Origin of the sequence: Microcystis panniformis FACHB-1757 (genome assembly GCF_001264245.1) — a bacterium.
Taxonomy (GTDB): domain Bacteria; phylum Cyanobacteriota; class Cyanobacteriia; order Cyanobacteriales; family Microcystaceae; genus Microcystis; species Microcystis panniformis.
On sequence record NZ_CP011339.1, the window covers coordinates 1751989 to 1766165 of the forward strand.

Annotated in this window: 15 protein-coding genes and 1 pseudogene; 10 read left to right on the forward strand and 6 right to left on the reverse strand. The window is 42.3% G+C overall.

From position 1 onward, the window contains the following. The first annotated feature begins 383 nt into the window (after nucleotides 1–383). The gene (locus VL20_RS08450; protein ID WP_052276228.1) at nucleotides 384–962 is read left to right on the forward strand and encodes a transposase; all 579 of its coding nucleotides are present in this window, start codon (nucleotides 384–386) and stop codon (nucleotides 960–962) included. Between the two features lie 704 nt (nucleotides 963–1666). Here the strand turns inward: VL20_RS08450 and VL20_RS32415 are convergent. Both VL20_RS32415 and VL20_RS32420 read right to left on the reverse strand, forming a co-directional pair. Then, complete coding sequence (locus VL20_RS32415; protein ID WP_052276229.1) at nucleotides 1667–1930, reverse strand: hypothetical protein; 264 nt, start codon at nucleotides 1928–1930, stop codon at nucleotides 1667–1669. Next, nucleotides 1909–2190 (reverse strand): hypothetical protein, encoded by a 282-nt coding sequence (locus VL20_RS32420; protein ID WP_284526050.1) that lies wholly within the window; start codon nucleotides 2188–2190, stop codon nucleotides 1909–1911. The genes VL20_RS32415 and VL20_RS32420 overlap by 22 nt, the downstream gene beginning before the upstream one ends. Nucleotides 2191–2258: 68 nt before the next feature. Here VL20_RS32420 and VL20_RS27825 point away from each other — a divergent pair. Further along, a pseudogene (locus VL20_RS27825) lies at nucleotides 2259–3109 on the forward strand (IS630-like element ISMae21 family transposase). A gap of 60 nt (nucleotides 3110–3169) precedes the next feature. On the opposite strand, the gene VL20_RS08475 reads toward VL20_RS27825, so the two are convergent. After that, nucleotides 3170–4540: a hypothetical protein gene (locus VL20_RS08475; RefSeq protein WP_260441287.1), complete on the reverse strand. Its 1371-nt coding sequence runs from the start codon at nucleotides 4538–4540 to the stop codon at nucleotides 3170–3172. 235 nt (nucleotides 4541–4775) lie between these two features. Between VL20_RS08475 and VL20_RS08480 the strand changes: the two genes are divergently transcribed. The 6 genes from VL20_RS08480 to VL20_RS08505 all read left to right on the forward strand — a co-directional run bounded on the left by VL20_RS08480 (nucleotide 4776) and on the right by VL20_RS08505 (nucleotide 9706). Continuing rightward, a complete protein-coding gene (locus VL20_RS08480) occupies nucleotides 4776–5621 on the forward strand; it encodes an IS5 family transposase (RefSeq protein WP_002790370.1) in 846 nt (281 codons plus the stop codon). 65 nt (nucleotides 5622–5686) lie between these two features. Next, nucleotides 5687–6730 carry an IS630 family transposase gene (locus VL20_RS08485; RefSeq protein WP_052276231.1) on the forward strand — a complete coding sequence of 348 codons (1044 nt, stop codon included), beginning with the start codon at nucleotides 5687–5689 and terminating at the stop codon, nucleotides 6728–6730. Nucleotides 6731–6810: 80 nt separating this feature from the next. Beyond that, nucleotides 6811–8130, forward strand: a complete 1320-nt coding sequence (locus VL20_RS08490) for a lysophospholipid acyltransferase family protein (protein ID WP_284526052.1) — start codon at nucleotides 6811–6813, stop codon at nucleotides 8128–8130. Nucleotides 8131–8283: 153 nt separating this feature from the next. Continuing rightward, nucleotides 8284–8496 carry a hypothetical protein gene (locus tag VL20_RS08495; protein WP_052276232.1) on the forward strand — a complete coding sequence of 71 codons (213 nt, stop codon included), beginning with the start codon at nucleotides 8284–8286 and terminating at the stop codon, nucleotides 8494–8496. A 15-nt stretch (nucleotides 8497–8511) separates the two neighbouring features. Further along, complete coding sequence (locus tag VL20_RS32425; protein WP_284526053.1) at nucleotides 8512–8736, forward strand: hypothetical protein; 225 nt, start codon at nucleotides 8512–8514, stop codon at nucleotides 8734–8736. Nucleotides 8737–8992: 256 nt separating this feature from the next. Next, the gene (locus VL20_RS08505; RefSeq protein WP_052276233.1) at nucleotides 8993–9706 is read left to right on the forward strand and encodes a polysaccharide deacetylase family protein; all 714 of its coding nucleotides are present in this window, start codon (nucleotides 8993–8995) and stop codon (nucleotides 9704–9706) included. A 330-nt stretch (nucleotides 9707–10036) separates the two neighbouring features. Here the strand turns inward: VL20_RS08505 and VL20_RS08510 are convergent, their stop codons facing one another. Together VL20_RS08510 and VL20_RS08515 are read right to left on the reverse strand one after the other, a co-directional pair. Continuing rightward, nucleotides 10037–10519: a DUF29 domain-containing protein gene (locus tag VL20_RS08510; RefSeq protein ID WP_052278413.1), complete on the reverse strand. Its 483-nt coding sequence runs from the start codon at nucleotides 10517–10519 to the stop codon at nucleotides 10037–10039. Nucleotides 10520–10653: 134 nt separating this feature from the next. After that, the gene (locus VL20_RS08515) at nucleotides 10654–11346 is read right to left on the reverse strand and encodes a Crp/Fnr family transcriptional regulator (protein WP_052276234.1); all 693 of its coding nucleotides are present in this window, start codon (nucleotides 11344–11346) and stop codon (nucleotides 10654–10656) included. Nucleotides 11347–11820: 474 nt separating this feature from the next. Between VL20_RS08515 and VL20_RS08520 the strand changes: the two genes are divergently transcribed. After that, nucleotides 11821–12009 carry a hypothetical protein gene (locus VL20_RS08520; RefSeq protein ID WP_002752772.1) on the forward strand — a complete coding sequence of 63 codons (189 nt, stop codon included), beginning with the start codon at nucleotides 11821–11823 and terminating at the stop codon, nucleotides 12007–12009. Continuing rightward, nucleotides 11994–12290: a type II toxin-antitoxin system RelE/ParE family toxin gene (locus VL20_RS08525; protein WP_002737690.1), complete on the forward strand. Its 297-nt coding sequence runs from the start codon at nucleotides 11994–11996 to the stop codon at nucleotides 12288–12290. Before VL20_RS08520 ends, VL20_RS08525 begins: the two co-directional genes overlap by 16 nt. Nucleotides 12291–12680: 390 nt before the next feature. Here VL20_RS08525 and VL20_RS08530 read toward each other — a convergent pair whose 3' ends face one another. Then, the gene (locus tag VL20_RS08530) at nucleotides 12681–14168 is read right to left on the reverse strand and encodes a GTP-binding protein (protein WP_052276235.1); all 1488 of its coding nucleotides are present in this window, start codon (nucleotides 14166–14168) and stop codon (nucleotides 12681–12683) included. Nucleotides 14169–14177: the final 9 nt, after the last annotated feature.

Here is a 14177-nt window from a genome sequence, read left to right on the forward strand (position 1 = left end):
CCTACGATATTATGTGAAATTTTCCGTCTTCATACCTTTATCCCTATTCCTACCCAACCCGATTTTTGAGTCTATTTTTTTCTCTCTTATCTTCCCTCAAAAACCCTATATATATGGGCGCACGGATTCCCATTATACATAAAGTCTAAAGCAAGTCTCGCCATTTGTCAAGGGTTTTTCGGAAAATTTCCCCAGTTCCCAAGATGTGAGGGAAATTGCCAGTAAGTTTGCAGGGGTAGAGTTAAAGGAAGCGGTCGCAACGCGCTCGCTACGCGAGACCGAGCAGTTACAATTATTGTTATCTTCAGCTTGATCTTATTTTACTAAATAGCCAAAAACTAAAATAAGATTCCTATTTATTGTCCTGACAAGGAGATGAATAAATGAATAACTTTTCTGAGAAACACCATCGTCGTTCCTTAAGATTATCTCGCTATGATTATTCTCAATCGGCTGCATATTTTGTGACAATCTGTATTAAAAATAGTGAAAATTTATTAGGGGACATACAAGATAATGTCATGAATCTTAATCAATTTGGTCAAGTTGTTAAGGATATTTGGCATAGTTTAGATACTCGTTATAAAGAAGTTATTTTAGATGAATTTGTGATTATGCCTAATCATATTCACGGAATAATATTTATTGATAACCCAGTAGAGATAATTCATGAATTATCTCTACCAGAGGAAAGGCGAAAAATGTTGTTACCTAAAGTGGTTGGTTATTTTAAAATGAATAGTGCTAAACTGATTAATCAATTGCAGAGTACTCAAGGTCAATCGGTTTGGCAAAAGAATTATTATGAACATATTATCCGTGATGAGGTTTCCTTAACGAAAATTAGAGAATATATTGTTAATAATCCTTTAAAATGGCATCAAGATATCGAAAATCAGCAAGTCAAACCTAGTCAGGAGGAACTTCAGTTTTGGCAAAGCTTCGGTAGAAAGGATTTATAATCACTGTAACAACAATTCCTATCGTAGGGATAATTCCGTAGGGATAATTTACAGTAGGGATAATTCATGAATTATCCCTACGATATTATGTGAAATTTTCCGTCTTCATACCTTTATCCCTATTCCTACTCAACCCAGTTTTGGAGGCTATTTTTTTCTCTCTTATCTTGGCTCAAAAACCCTATATATATGGGCGCAGGGATTCCCATTATATAAAAATTCTCAAGCAAGTCTCGCCATTTGTCAAGGGTTTTCAGAAAAAAAATCGGGCCGATTTTATAATCACCGTAACAACAATTCAGAGCGTAGGGATAATTCCGTGGGGATAATTCCGTAGGGATAATTCCGTAGGGATAATTCCGTGGGGATAATTCCGTAGGGATAATTTACAGTAGGGATAATTCATGAATTATCCCTACGATATTATGTGAAATTTTCCGTCTTCATACCTTTATCCCTATTCCTACCCAACCCGATTTTTGAGTCTATTTTTTTCTCTCTTATCTTCCCTCAAAAACCCTATATATATGGGCGCACGGATTCCCATTATACATAAAGTCTAAAGCAAGTCTCGCCATTTGTCAAGGGTTTTGAGAAAAAAAATCGAGCCGATTTGAGAAGAGGGAACAGGTATTGGGCTGGAATTGGCGAGGATAGCCCCAAACCAGTGGTAAATAGCCATGATCAGTCAATCTCAATTTTTCTTAAGGAAAAGAGATTAATTTAGCCACAGTGTCCACGGTTTGCTGGCGACAGGTGCGACCATCGGCCAGGGTTCTTTCACCGTCCATATAACCCATAACCCCGTTATGATGGGTAGGTCCCAGGGAGATAATCTTGATAATGCCGAGACGACGAGCTTGATTCCAGTAGGAAAGCCAAGCGATCGGCCAGCGTTCGGGAAAAATCGTCCGACCGATCGGTTCTACCGTATCCCGTTCACCGACTAAATGATAGAACCGATCCAACTGCAAAAAACCGACATTGCCGCTAAAAACCCCCCTAGAGAAATCATTTCGATGGGTACTTTCAAGAATTTTTTGAGATAGATAATTGCACCCAAGGAAACCTGAGCGCCGCCACTATAACCGATAAAAGTAATTGGTATCTTACTGCCCAAGGGATAATCATTGTGTAGTAATGCCTCAAGAATCACTCCCGCCGAACCCTGATTAAAAATTGGTCCGTAGCGATCATCGGCCGAAACCACGATCTTAAATATAGTCATTTCAAATAAGTGTGAGACGAGGGAAAAATAAGGTAAAATAAAGGGAAACGAGCAACCCATACAGAAAAATGTCTTATAGCCTAGACTTGAGAAAAAAAGTAATCGATTATGTAGAGAATGGGGGAAGCATAACCAAAGCCGCCGCTCTATTTAATATAGGAAGAGCCACGATATATAGATGGCTAGGTAGGGAAAAACTGGAAGCAACAAAGGTAAAACACCGTCAGAGAAAGCTGGACTGGAAAGCACTGTCAAAAGATGTCCAAGAAAATCCCGAGGCAAGATTAAGAGACAGAGCCGAGAAATTTGGAGTGAGACCAAGTGCCATTTGCTATGCCTTAAAAAAAATGAAAATTACCAGAAAAAAGAAGGAACTTCGTTATAGAGAAAGAAACCGAGAAGAAAGAATGAAATACTACAGAGTGCTGAGAGAATTGATTAAAATATATGGAAGTGAAAGCCTTGTATTTATTGATGAGTCAGGGTTTGAAGAATTTCAAGCCTGTTTTTATGCTTGGTCAAAAAAAAGGGAAGAAAGTCTTTGGAGATAGACAAGGAAAACGAGGAAAAAGAGAGAACCTTGTCGCTGGGAGAAGAAAGGGAAAAAAAGACTTTATTGCACCGATGGTATTTACGAGAAGCCTGAATGCCGAAGGTTTTGAAGGGTGGTTATCTTTATATTTGTTGCCCTCTCGCGCCCATAACATCAGTATTAATTATGGATAATGCACCAATTCATCGGAAGACAGTCATTAAACAACTGGTAGAGGAAGCAGGTCATCAGGTCGTGTTTTTGCCAAAATACTCTCCTGATTTAAATGATATCGAACATGATTTTAGTGCATTAAAGAGGGCAAGAATGTATGCTCCTGTGGGGACACCCCTTGATGAAATTATTCGTACTTATTGTGTCGCCTAGTGTCTCGTTCTTATTTGAAATAACTATAAATTCCGCAGATTGATTAAAGCCATTACGCCGTTATGCCCTTTCTGACCGTTTGTTTCCACCCATTGCCAGAAACCCGGCTAGAGGGCGCTCGGAATCGGTTAAGGCGCGATTAGTGGTGGAATAGGGCATAATATTGCCGACGATCCGCACTTGCGCCGGTAAAATCCCGTATAATTCGGCCAGAAAATTTTGGGCGTAGGGTTTCAAGCGAGTGGACTCCTGACAGATGCCGTCGAGATAGACGATATAACGCTGCACTTGGTGTTGGGGTGGTGCTAGTTGCTGCCAGGGTTCCTCGGCATAGACGCGACTGGGACTGTACCAACCGGCCCACCAACCCAAGGCTTCTAGAGGCGAGGTCAGTGCTTCTAGAAATAAACCCAGGAACAGTAATAATAGACTAAATCCGATCAGATCGAAGGTCAGTCGCACGGCATCATCAAGGGCAAAAAATCCTTCCTGTAGCCAAGTTTTGGCGGGAGAAAATAGGAGAATTAAACATAAACCTAAAAAACCTAGCCCAACATATTCTAGAACTGTTTTGAGATTTTGAGTTTTTACTACTTCTAAATGATGACCGATTCTGAGAAAATTTTTACTAATTGGTGAGATAAAAAGAGACATTTCCGTGAGATAATTGTGCCAAAGGGCTTCGTTTTTCGTCTTTTCTTCCTCTGTTTCCTCGCTGGTATCTTTTTCTAGGTCTTCTGGGTTGATTCCCGAATCAACAATTTTTTGCAAGTGTTTTTTATCGATCACTAATTCGACCCCTAATAATTTTTCTGTCAGCCAATGGACAGCAAAAATAAAGGGATAACCGATAGTTCTCTGGAAAACTAAAAGGACAAGAAAACCTAATAAAGAGGCGATGAAAGCGTGAAGTAAAGAAATATTGAGGAGAACCGTTAAACCCACGGCCAAGGCCGCCACACTCCAGAGGATTAATAAGATATAGATCGCCCGGCCAGCGTAGGGAAGAGCGATCGCTAATCCGAAGATAAAGGGTGCGTAACTAAATCCTAGGGTACTGGCCACCTCAAATAGGCGGGTATCACCCCGAAATAAGAGGATAGTAACTAGCCAAAGTCCAGCGGCCCAAATGCCAAAATTAAAAGCGTAGAGAATAGAGGTAATTAATAAACTAAAAATAAAGCGGCTGGGGGGAATCCGGTTAACAAATAAGACAAAACTTTGTCCGATCGCCTCGGAAACACTGGCGATAAAGACAACGATAATCGCTTCTTCCAAACCAAAGCGCAGGGATTTAATAGTGATGAAGGCCCGGGGATCGAGAACCAGTACACCGAAAAGGGTCGGCCAGGAAGGGGCAAGAAATAAAAGCAGCAATCCAGCGATTCCTAGTAATCCCAAAAGAGCCAAGGCTTGAATCAGTTGTTTCACGGGCGTTGTTAAAGTTAGATCGGTTAATGATGAGAAGGTCAGAGCGGGCGATCGAGGTTTACCGGCGGCTAGTTTGTCCGCCGATACTTAGAATCATTGAAGATGGAAAAAAATCAAATATCATACTTATACTTTGCACGGCTACAACTTGCATTTTTTACTCAAGGACAATAATAGACCTCCTGCAAAAATAGGAACTGATTATGTAAAATAAAGTAAAACACTCAGAAAAACAATGACTTACGAAAAAGTAAAAAATTTGAATCCAGAAGAGTTTAAACGCTTTTGTGGAGTATATCCTGAAACATTTAAGGATATGGTGAAAGTTCTGGCCGCCGAAAAAGTTCTGCAAAAAAAATCGGGAAGACCAAGTAAATTAAGTTTAGAAGACCAAATCTTGATGACCTTAGAGTATTTGCGGGAATATAGGACTTATTTCCATCTCGCAATTAACTGGGAGATTAATGAGACAACAGCCCTACGAATCACTAGAAGGGTAGAAGGTATTCTCATGAAATCAGGATTATTTAATCTGCCAGGTAAAAAGACAGTTCAACAAGCCAATAGTGACCTAGAGGTAGTGGTAGTAGATGTAGCAGAGCATGAGATAGAAAGACCTCAAAAGAAGCAGAAAGATTACTATAGCGGGAAACAGGGCTATCATACAATAAAATCTCAAGTTCTTGCGGCTCAAAAAACAGGAATGATAATCTGTACCGCTCATGGAAAGGGAAGAATACATGACTTTAACCTTTGGAAAAATAGTCAAATTGGGATAGATAAAAGTATTGAATGTTTAGCAGATAAGGGCTATCAAGGAATCCAAAAACAGCATGAAAATATTAGGATTCCTGACAAAAAGAAGAAAAATCAAGAATTAAGTTCAGAAGAGAAAGAATTTAATCGCCAGTTATCAAGAGAAAGAATTATTATCGAACATATTCACAGAAGTCTGAAGATATTTAGAATTTTATCATCAAGATATAGGAATCGGAGACGGCGTTTTGGTCTGAGATTTAATTTAATCGCTGGCATTTACAACTATGAACTTGCTTTAGGCTATCATCAAGTAGCTGAATAAGACTTTTGCAGGAGGTCTAATATAGTTTAAGAGTCATAATTAGAAGCAAAGCACTCATTAAAAACATGATTAACCTAGAATTCACGGAAGAAGAAAAGAACTCACTGTATTATGAAAGATTTCATCATCCCCATCCCCGGGTTCAACTGAAGATGGAAGTTCTCTGGTTAAAAAGCCAAAAGATACCGCACCAAAAAATTTGTCAGTTAGCAGGAATCTCGCCAAATACCTTATTAACCTATCTTCGCGATTATCAAGAAGGCGGAATAGAAAAATTAAAAGAAATCAACTTCTATCGCCCTAAAAGTGAATTAGAGTTTCAAAAAGAAACCCTCAAAAAATACTTCGAGAAAAATCCAGCAGCCACAATAAATGAAGCTGTATATAGGATAGAAGAATTGACGGGAATAAAACGAAGTCCTACCCAAGTGAGAAAATTTTTAAAATCAATGGGAATGAAATGTTTAAAAGTAGGTTCTCTTCCTTCTAAAGCTGACCCAGATGAACAAGAGGACTACAAAGAAAAAAAGCTAGAACCCAGACTAAATGAGGCTAAAGAAGGAAAAAGGGCTGTTTTTTTTGTTGATGCCGCTCACTTCGTCATGGGAGCATTTCTCGGTTTTGTTTGGTGTTTTGAGAGACTTTTTGTTAAGTCACCGAGCGGGCGTAAACGCTTCAATGTTTTAGGAGCATTAAATGCAATAACTCATGAAGTTATTCTGGTAACATATGACAATTATATTACGGCAACTCAAGTCTGTGAACTCCGGTCAAAAATAGCTGCTTTAGGACTAATGATTCCCATCACTCTAGTCTTAGATAATGCCCGCTATCAAAAATGTAAAATTGTTGAAGAATTGGCTCTTTCTTTGTCAATAGAGCTGCTCTATCTGCCGTCTTATTCACCTAATCTAAATTTAATTGAAAGGCTGTGGAAATTGGTCAAAAAGAAATGTTTATATGGTAAATATTATGAGAACTTTTCTGACTTTTCTTCAGCTATTTATGAATGTCTGAATGATGCCCATCTGAAACATAAAAAAGAACTGGATTCCTTGCTGACTCTACGATTTCAGAAGTTTAATAAATCTCAGATTATGAACGTCTAAAGTATAGGTGAACCGATAATTTTCTCCGGCTCCGCTCAAAATCCTTGATTCTGTCCTATCCATAATAAACTCATTCTCCGATGACAAAACCTATCCGCGCCCAATCACCGCTAAAATTTCTCGCCCCCCATTTTAACCCCTTGGTCTTGGCGGCAATTTATCGGCTGTTGCCCTTCTATTTGCGATCGCAATGTCAGATTGAGCGGGTGGAAGGGGAAAATAGCGAAATTCTCGTCGATTGTTACCGCCGTTTCCAAGCTGGACAGTTGCGGTTTCTGCTTGCCTATCGTCATTCCAGCACTAACGACCCCCCCTCCTTGATCCATTATCTTCATACCAACCTGCCTAAAATAGCTGCCAATGAGGGAATAAGTTTAAATAAGCCAGTTTTTGGCTATTTTCTCTACGATCGAGGGATTCCCCTCTGGGCAGGTCCAGTGGCTAATTGGCTCTTACCGGCGATCGGTGGCGTTCCCGTGATCCGCGGTCGTCCCGATTTCGGCTGTTTGCGTACCCTGCGCCATCTCTACGTTCGCGGGCAATTTCCCTTGGCCATTGCGCCGGAAGGCTATACCAACGGTCACGGCGAACTGGTCAGTCGTTTAGAATTGGGCTGCGCTCAAACCAGTTTTTGGTGTGTCGAGGATCTGGTGGCAGCGGGGGAGAATCAGCAGGTGTCTATTGTCCCCATCGGTGTGAGGTATCAGTATTTAGAAAATCCCTGGCCGAAGATTTGGCAACTCTGTCGGGCGATCGAGCGCGAATGTGGTTTTCCTCCGGGGGATGGGGCCAATCGGCAATTAGAAAACTCTCTCTCATCGAGGGAATGGAATCCAGAGCAGCAATTGACCCCAGAGGAAGAGGCCCTACTCTACCCGAAACTATTGCGTATTGCTGAATATTTATTAGAACAAATGGAAAGTTTTGATCGGCGTTTCCATACCGCCATTCAGTTAGAGGAACAAGCGGCAAAGTTAGCCAATTTGAGTCCGATCGAGGGATTAACCCTGCGTTTACAGGGATTGATGGACGCAGTATTAAAAATGTTGGAGGGATATCTGCAAATGCAGCCCCATAGCGATCGCAATTTGCTCGAACGCGCCCAGGATATCGAGGATACGGTCTGGGATTGGATCTATCGTCGGGACGTGGACATCCAAACCCTCTCGGACGTGGAAAGGGGTTTGGCGGCTCTAGTCGCGTCGGAAGCGCATCAACATCTCTGGCACATGAGATGGGTGGAGAATTTTGTCGTCGTCACCGGTCATTATCTAGGGTTTGCTGAAAAAGTTTTTCCTGGGGGTAGGAGTCAGGAGTCAGGAGTCAGTAGCCGGTCGTCGGTCGTTTCAGGCTTTGTTGCCCTCTTTTTTTGTACCAGTTTTGTACTACGAGGAGAATAATGCAAGGTTTTTGAATGTCCCAATCCTATTTTCTTGCACTAACATCAGATTTTAACAGGTCAAAAGCCTTATTTTCAAAGGGTTTTACCATTATTCAGCAAGTCCTATCTACAAAATAAACCCACCGCTAGAAGGTTTGCAGAGACTTTATTGATGATTAATGCCCTGATTCACGAAATTACGGGCAAAGGCCAAGCTCGGCCGGCAATTGCACCACAAAAGGCGATAATTACCGTAGCAGAACCCCTCGATGTGACGGCACGCTGGCACAGCACCTATCAACGGGACGGGGCAGCCAAAAAACAAGCGGTGCGAGAATTAACTAGCACCTTAAAAAAATCTTTAGAATCGATGACAAACCCTTGACATTAGAAACTAAATATGATAAGAAGACTAGGAACTTTACCCACGATCGCCGTTATCAGCGTCATCGCGATCATTGTGTTGCTGAATGTCTTGGTGGCTTGGTTTCATTATAACGCTCTGGTAGTTCTCCCCCCCGAACATCGCCGGTTTCCACCAGTATGGATGTGGTTGATGATCATCCCGATTGTTCACACGGTTTTTATCTGGATTATCTCAGCTTTCAAGCTACCAGCATCCTAATCGCTCGGCTCTAGGAGAAAATGCACACCGGTTTGGTAGTTGTAATCAGCGTCTGGGATTAGCTTGGGCGATCGTGGCCACTACCCTATTTTTACCCGTAGTTGATATCCTCAGTTTTGTGGCCTATGTGGTTTTAATGATTATTTATTGGCAGAAACTCAACAAAATGCAGAAATATCTCCTACAGAAATAATCTTTCAGTCACTGGCCCGTAATTGCTAATTTTTGCTTTTACTCTCATCCCTTACTTTCCCGAATGAGCATTGCCAAATTAATTATCTCGATCGTCGCTCGACTTTTTCCGGGGGCAATTTTCTATCAACCGACAGGAGAGAAAATTATCGCTCTTACCATCGATGATGCACCCACCCCCAACGATCCCGAAGGAAAATCCACCGATCGCATTTTAGCAGCGATCGCGGCTCATAATCGAGAAAAGGCCAGTCCAGCAACCCCCGTCAAGGCGACTTTTTTTCTGATTACAGGACACCTGCAACCGAACTCCACCTTGATTGAGTGCCTAATCGCCCAAGGTCACGAAATCGCTAATCACGGCACCCAAGATTTCCGCACCAGTCAACTGGCTGCCGGTGCTTTTGCTAGTCAGTTTCGGGAAGCTAACGATATTTTAAGTCGTCTTACCGGTCAAGCACCGCGCTGGTATCGTCCCGGTCAAGCCTTCTATAATCAATCTATGCGCTCGTTTTTGCGGAAATTCCCCGGCTACGAGTCCCGATTTGCTCTCGCTTCCATGATTCCTTTAGATACCAGAAAAGGAACGAATCATCCTCAATTTACCACTTGGTATATCTCGCAATTTATTTTCCCCGGGGCGATTTTAGTGCTTCACGGTGGTTCCCCCGAAAGAGATGAGAATACGGCGATCGTGCTGAAGAATTTATTAGCGAAATTACACGATCGAGGTTATCAGGTGGTGACTCTCAGCCAATTAGTTGATCACAAACGTTAAGTAGGGTTTGCGGCAAAAAGTTTTTCCTGGGGGCAGGGTGTAGGGTGTAGGGTGTGGGGTGTAGGGTGTGGGGTGTGGGGTGTGGGGTGTGGGGAGTTTTCTCAGTGAACTGATAACTGATAACTGATAACTGATAACTGATAACTGACTTCTAACCCCACCAACAAACTTTTTCAGCAGACCCTAAATACACTAATATTGACATTCTCTAATCCGTACTACGAAAAGTATTGCCTAAAAAATACGGATGTTTATTGCCAGAGTGATTGCCCTTGTCTATAAATTGACATACTACTACTATGCTACTTAGTGAAGTGCGGAATGTGGGTCTTAACTAAGAAAAGGTGCGATATCGATGGGGAACCAATCTCCGTCTAATACTTGTTCGAGAGTTAATATAGACTCTAGGGGAATTGTATTTTTATCGACAATTCTCCCATCAATTAGGGTTTGTCTTGCGTCTGAATAGGCTTCCCCAAAGGAATTAAGGGCATGATTTTTCAGTGTTGGGGTTTTCATCTTTTTTTTCAGTTGCACTCGAAAAGCGGCTATCTCTCCTAGCCAATGACGCGCGTTTCGTTCTCTTTCCGTTGTCCAATAACTCAGTTTTAAAAGATGAATTAATAGTTGAGTTAATAAACTTTCTACGGCGTGGCGCTCGCTTCTCCCCATGCACTCTACTTCCTCGATCAGATTTTCCCAGTCCACTCTGTTAAACTCTTTTCGCTTTAAAAGTTCGGCGGTTTTTTCTGTCCAGAGAACAAAATCTTCCTCGTAGAGAACGGAGAGCGATAGCGGGGTTTGTGCGGTCATAATAGATTTCTGGCGTTGCTGATTTGTGATAGGAATCTTGTTGTGTGGGGTTTTTAAAACCTGGAGCCAAACTAACTTTTGGATAGGATGCACAGTTAGCATTCATAGCGTGAGTCAGCAACACCGCAGAAAAATTAATTCTGACTCAAAAATAAACTGGGCAATCCGATAAGATTATCTTGCTTAAAAAAGATCGAATTTTGTTGTCGCAATTTACCGATTAATCTTGTTACTGTTACTCTGGTAGTGCCGATGGCGCTGGCAATTTGAGCGTGAGTTAGGGGATAGGGGAGATAATAACCTTCCACACAGGGTTGACCGTATTCTTCCAATAATAGAACCAAGAACCCCATTAATCGATCGAGGGAGCGTTTTTGACCGAGAATACTCAACCAAAATAACTTACGCTGGTATTGATGGCGAAAAGTTTCCATAACAGCCGATCGCAATTGCGGCCATTTTTCTAGGTCTTCCCAGTATAACCAGACTAATTCGGTCTCGTCTAGATGAGCTTGGGCTTGTAATTGAAAGGGAAATTGAGAAACAATCTCAAAAGGTTGACCTGCACCCACAAAACCGAGAAATACTTCCTCACTATCGGCAATAGGTAGTTGACGGGGAAATTTTTGGTCGATAACGTTAACTTGTGCCTTACCAACAATACGAATCGCCCCAGATTCGACAAAGTATAACAGTCCGGGGCGCGTGGCTACTTTTTCATCTTTGGCAAAGGTATGGTTACGATAATGGGATTTTGCCCAGTTAAAGATTTCTGTTTCTTGACCGATTAAGGGTATAAAATCCGACGAAGGAACCGAAGAAGACATTAAAATTAATAACCCATTGGGGCGTTGAGGGAACTGTAAACTAATGTAACAAAAAATTTCTGCGATTGGGGGGGGGTCTTGTGGCCGCTAGATGCTTATTGGCAATAATCCCTAAAAGTTGCGGGGATTGAGCAGATAGGAGAATTATTAAGTATTCTTAACAGAATACCCGCCCCAATGTTACAAAAGCGAGATAATCACCCTATCTATTCTTAACTTTTTCTCGCTTTTCTGGGGACGATGGCATAAGATAGGATGCGTGACTATTAGTTTTCTATCTATGATATAGCGTTTCTCATAAAGATGAAGTATAAAGAAATTTGGCATTATCTCTTGGCGACCAGCTACTGTTAACCGTTCCCTGTTCCCTAAAACCAGATACTTCGTACCTCACTATTAAGATAACTGCTATAGATGATAGTTGATAGATAATTTAAATTTATACTTTTCCTTAAAAACTTCGGTCAAACTTGTATGAATAGCATTAGACAAAAAGTGGAATCCCTCTTGAATCAATTACCGGATGATTGTTCAATTGAAGATATTCAGTATCATTTATACGTTCTGGAGAAGGTGCGTCAAAGTTTGAGCGCGGCTTCTCTAGAGAATACAATCCCCCAAGAAGAAGTTGAGGGTCTTTTAAACAAATGGCTGATCGAGTGAATTATCGCCTTGTCTGGTCGCCCAAAGCAATTGAAGACGTGGATGCGATCGCATCTTATATTAGTCGAGATTCCCCGTCCTACGCGGCGGCCGTCGTGCGTCGAATTCTTGATATAAGCTATTCTTTAGAAAATTGTCCCCTAGAAGCGAAAAAATGCGCCGAATTTAGCGATGATACCATCCGAGAAAAGTCTGCCTATGCCTACCGTCTGATCTATCAAATTCAAGGGGCGGTAGTTATTATAGCGGCGATCGTCCATAGTAAGCATTTCTTGGATTGATCGAGTCAGTGGTCAGTTATCAGTGATCAGTGATCAGTTATCAGTTATCAGTTATCAGTGATCAGTGATCAGTTATCAGTGGTCAGATTTGAGTTTTCAGTTCACAAGGGCCGAATCTAAAACCCAATTTGTGGCTCTTCTGGTTTATGTGTGGAAACGAAGCCTATACTGATAGTTTCTTCGGCAAAATAGTCGTAAAAGTCCTTCTCAGTCAACATTTCACGATTCCATAAGCAAAAATTATCACACAAAGTCGAGAAGAGCCAATTTGTTAAGCTAAAAACTTTAATCTACTCAGTTTCTAACCTTCTTTTTAGGTAGGAGAATTGCCAGATTCTTTCTGGGAGCCTATTGCCTGTTGCCTCTTGCCTCTTGCCTTCAGTTCACTGATTACTGATTACTGTTTACTGGACGGCTACGCCGTGCCTTTGGCAACACTGAAAAGTCCCCCACCCCCAATTTTGAGCCTAATTCCCGCTTAATCCGGTTGAGAATCGAGGTTTCATCGAGGGAATCGAGAATACTGGCTACCACTGCCTTCGGGCCATCGGGTCCCCAGGTGGCCCCATTAGCGAGATAGGTTTTCGTCACTTGGCCGATCGCGTAACAGGATACACCGGCAACCCCCGCTTGAGTCAGGGCGATCGAAGTATAGGGAAGGATAGAAATGCCGCCAGTGGCAGGAATCGAGAGGCCGAGTAGTCCTTTTAGGGAACTTAAGCCCAAAACCGCTAAAAATTCGCTGGCACTAATACCCCCCATATTGAGGGCAATTTTTTGTAAAAGAGCGATCGCCCCCTGACGAGTTAAATCGATGCCGTATAAGCGAGAAAGAGCGAGAATCATGGCTAGATCGATAACTGCCCCCGTAAACAGATCCAACACCGTCACCGGATTCAGAGCGATCGCCGATGCTTTGATCATCACTGCTTTTTGAATCAATTGATTAGCGCCGCGATCACGGATAGCCATTTTGCGGGCGACAATTTGCTCGTTTACCTCGTCCGCATACAGCATAGAATTGAGTGCTACCAGCGATTTACCCTCTCGCTCTAGAATTTCCAAAATTTTGAGTTTCAGAGCTTCTATCTGGGGTTTTCCCCGAAATCGTTGCGTTTTTAGCCGTCCATCCTGCCCTTTAACCGTCTCCGCTAGGAGGGGAGAGGCCGCCACCATAACAATCTCATCGGGGGAGAGTAGTTCTTTCACCCGTTCTGAGGCGATTTTCTCATAGATAGCGAGGCGATCAACTTCCGGATACTGATCGATTTTATTAAAGACCAAAATCATCGGTTTTCCCGCTTCCCGCAACTTGGCCAGGGCGGAAAATTCCACTTTGGTCATATCACCAGAGATGATAAAAAGGATTAAATCCACCTGCTGCGCCACCTGACAGGCGAGAATTTCCCTCGTTTGCCCATCTACCTCATCAATACCGGGAGTATCAAGCAATTGCACCTGAGCATTACCCTGGCCGTTCAGGGTCAGACGCGCTAGATTAGGGAAAGTATCATCGCTGCTTAACTGCCAATTTACCCCTTTAATGGTGCGGGTAACTCCGTGTAGAGGACCGGTCGTAAAGATTTCTTGACCGACCAGAGCATTTAAAATCGAGGATTTTCCCCGGCCCACCAGGCCAAAAGCGGCAATTTGAATCAGGGATCGATCGAGTTTTTCTAGCAGGGCCACTAGGCGATCGATCTCCGCTTCTAGACCAATTTTCTCGATCGAGGTAAGATCCAGACGCTCAACAAGTTTGCTCAGAGAATTGCGTGCCTGATTATAGTTGAGTTCTTCTTGAATAGTGCCGACACCTCGAAGCGCTTGTTCTAGGTCTTCGGTATTCCAAGCTCGATCGAGGAACGGGTCAGAGGTCATTTCAGTTAT

What these genes read in the sequence shown, in the direction of transcription:
- VL20_RS08450 (WP_052276228.1), top strand. Translation starts at nt 384, where the DNA reads ATGAATAACTTTTCTGAGAAACACCATCGTCGTTCCTTAAGATTATCT.
- VL20_RS32420 (WP_284526050.1), bottom strand. Translation starts at nt 2,190, where the DNA reads ATGACTATATTTAAGATCGTGGTTTCGGCCGATGATCGCTACGGACCA.
- VL20_RS08480 (WP_002790370.1), top strand. Translation starts at nt 4,776, where the DNA reads ATGACTTACGAAAAAGTAAAAAATTTGAATCCAGAAGAGTTTAAACGC.
- VL20_RS08485 (WP_052276231.1), top strand. Translation starts at nt 5,687, where the DNA reads ATGATTAACCTAGAATTCACGGAAGAAGAAAAGAACTCACTGTATTAT.
- VL20_RS08490 (WP_284526052.1), top strand. Translation starts at nt 6,811, where the DNA reads ATGACAAAACCTATCCGCGCCCAATCACCGCTAAAATTTCTCGCCCCC.
- VL20_RS08495 (WP_052276232.1), top strand. Translation starts at nt 8,284, where the DNA reads ATGATTAATGCCCTGATTCACGAAATTACGGGCAAAGGCCAAGCTCGG.
- VL20_RS32425 (WP_284526053.1), top strand. Translation starts at nt 8,512, where the DNA reads ATGATAAGAAGACTAGGAACTTTACCCACGATCGCCGTTATCAGCGTC.
- VL20_RS08505 (WP_052276233.1), top strand. Translation starts at nt 8,993, where the DNA reads ATGAGCATTGCCAAATTAATTATCTCGATCGTCGCTCGACTTTTTCCG.
- VL20_RS08510 (WP_052278413.1), bottom strand. Translation starts at nt 10,519, where the DNA reads ATGACCGCACAAACCCCGCTATCGCTCTCCGTTCTCTACGAGGAAGAT.
- VL20_RS08515 (WP_052276234.1), bottom strand. Translation starts at nt 11,346, where the DNA reads ATGTCTTCTTCGGTTCCTTCGTCGGATTTTATACCCTTAATCGGTCAA.
- VL20_RS08520 (WP_002752772.1), top strand. Translation starts at nt 11,821, where the DNA reads ATGAATAGCATTAGACAAAAAGTGGAATCCCTCTTGAATCAATTACCG.
- VL20_RS08525 (WP_002737690.1), top strand. Translation starts at nt 11,994, where the DNA reads ATGGCTGATCGAGTGAATTATCGCCTTGTCTGGTCGCCCAAAGCAATT.
- VL20_RS08530 (WP_052276235.1), bottom strand. Translation starts at nt 14,168, where the DNA reads ATGACCTCTGACCCGTTCCTCGATCGAGCTTGGAATACCGAAGACCTA.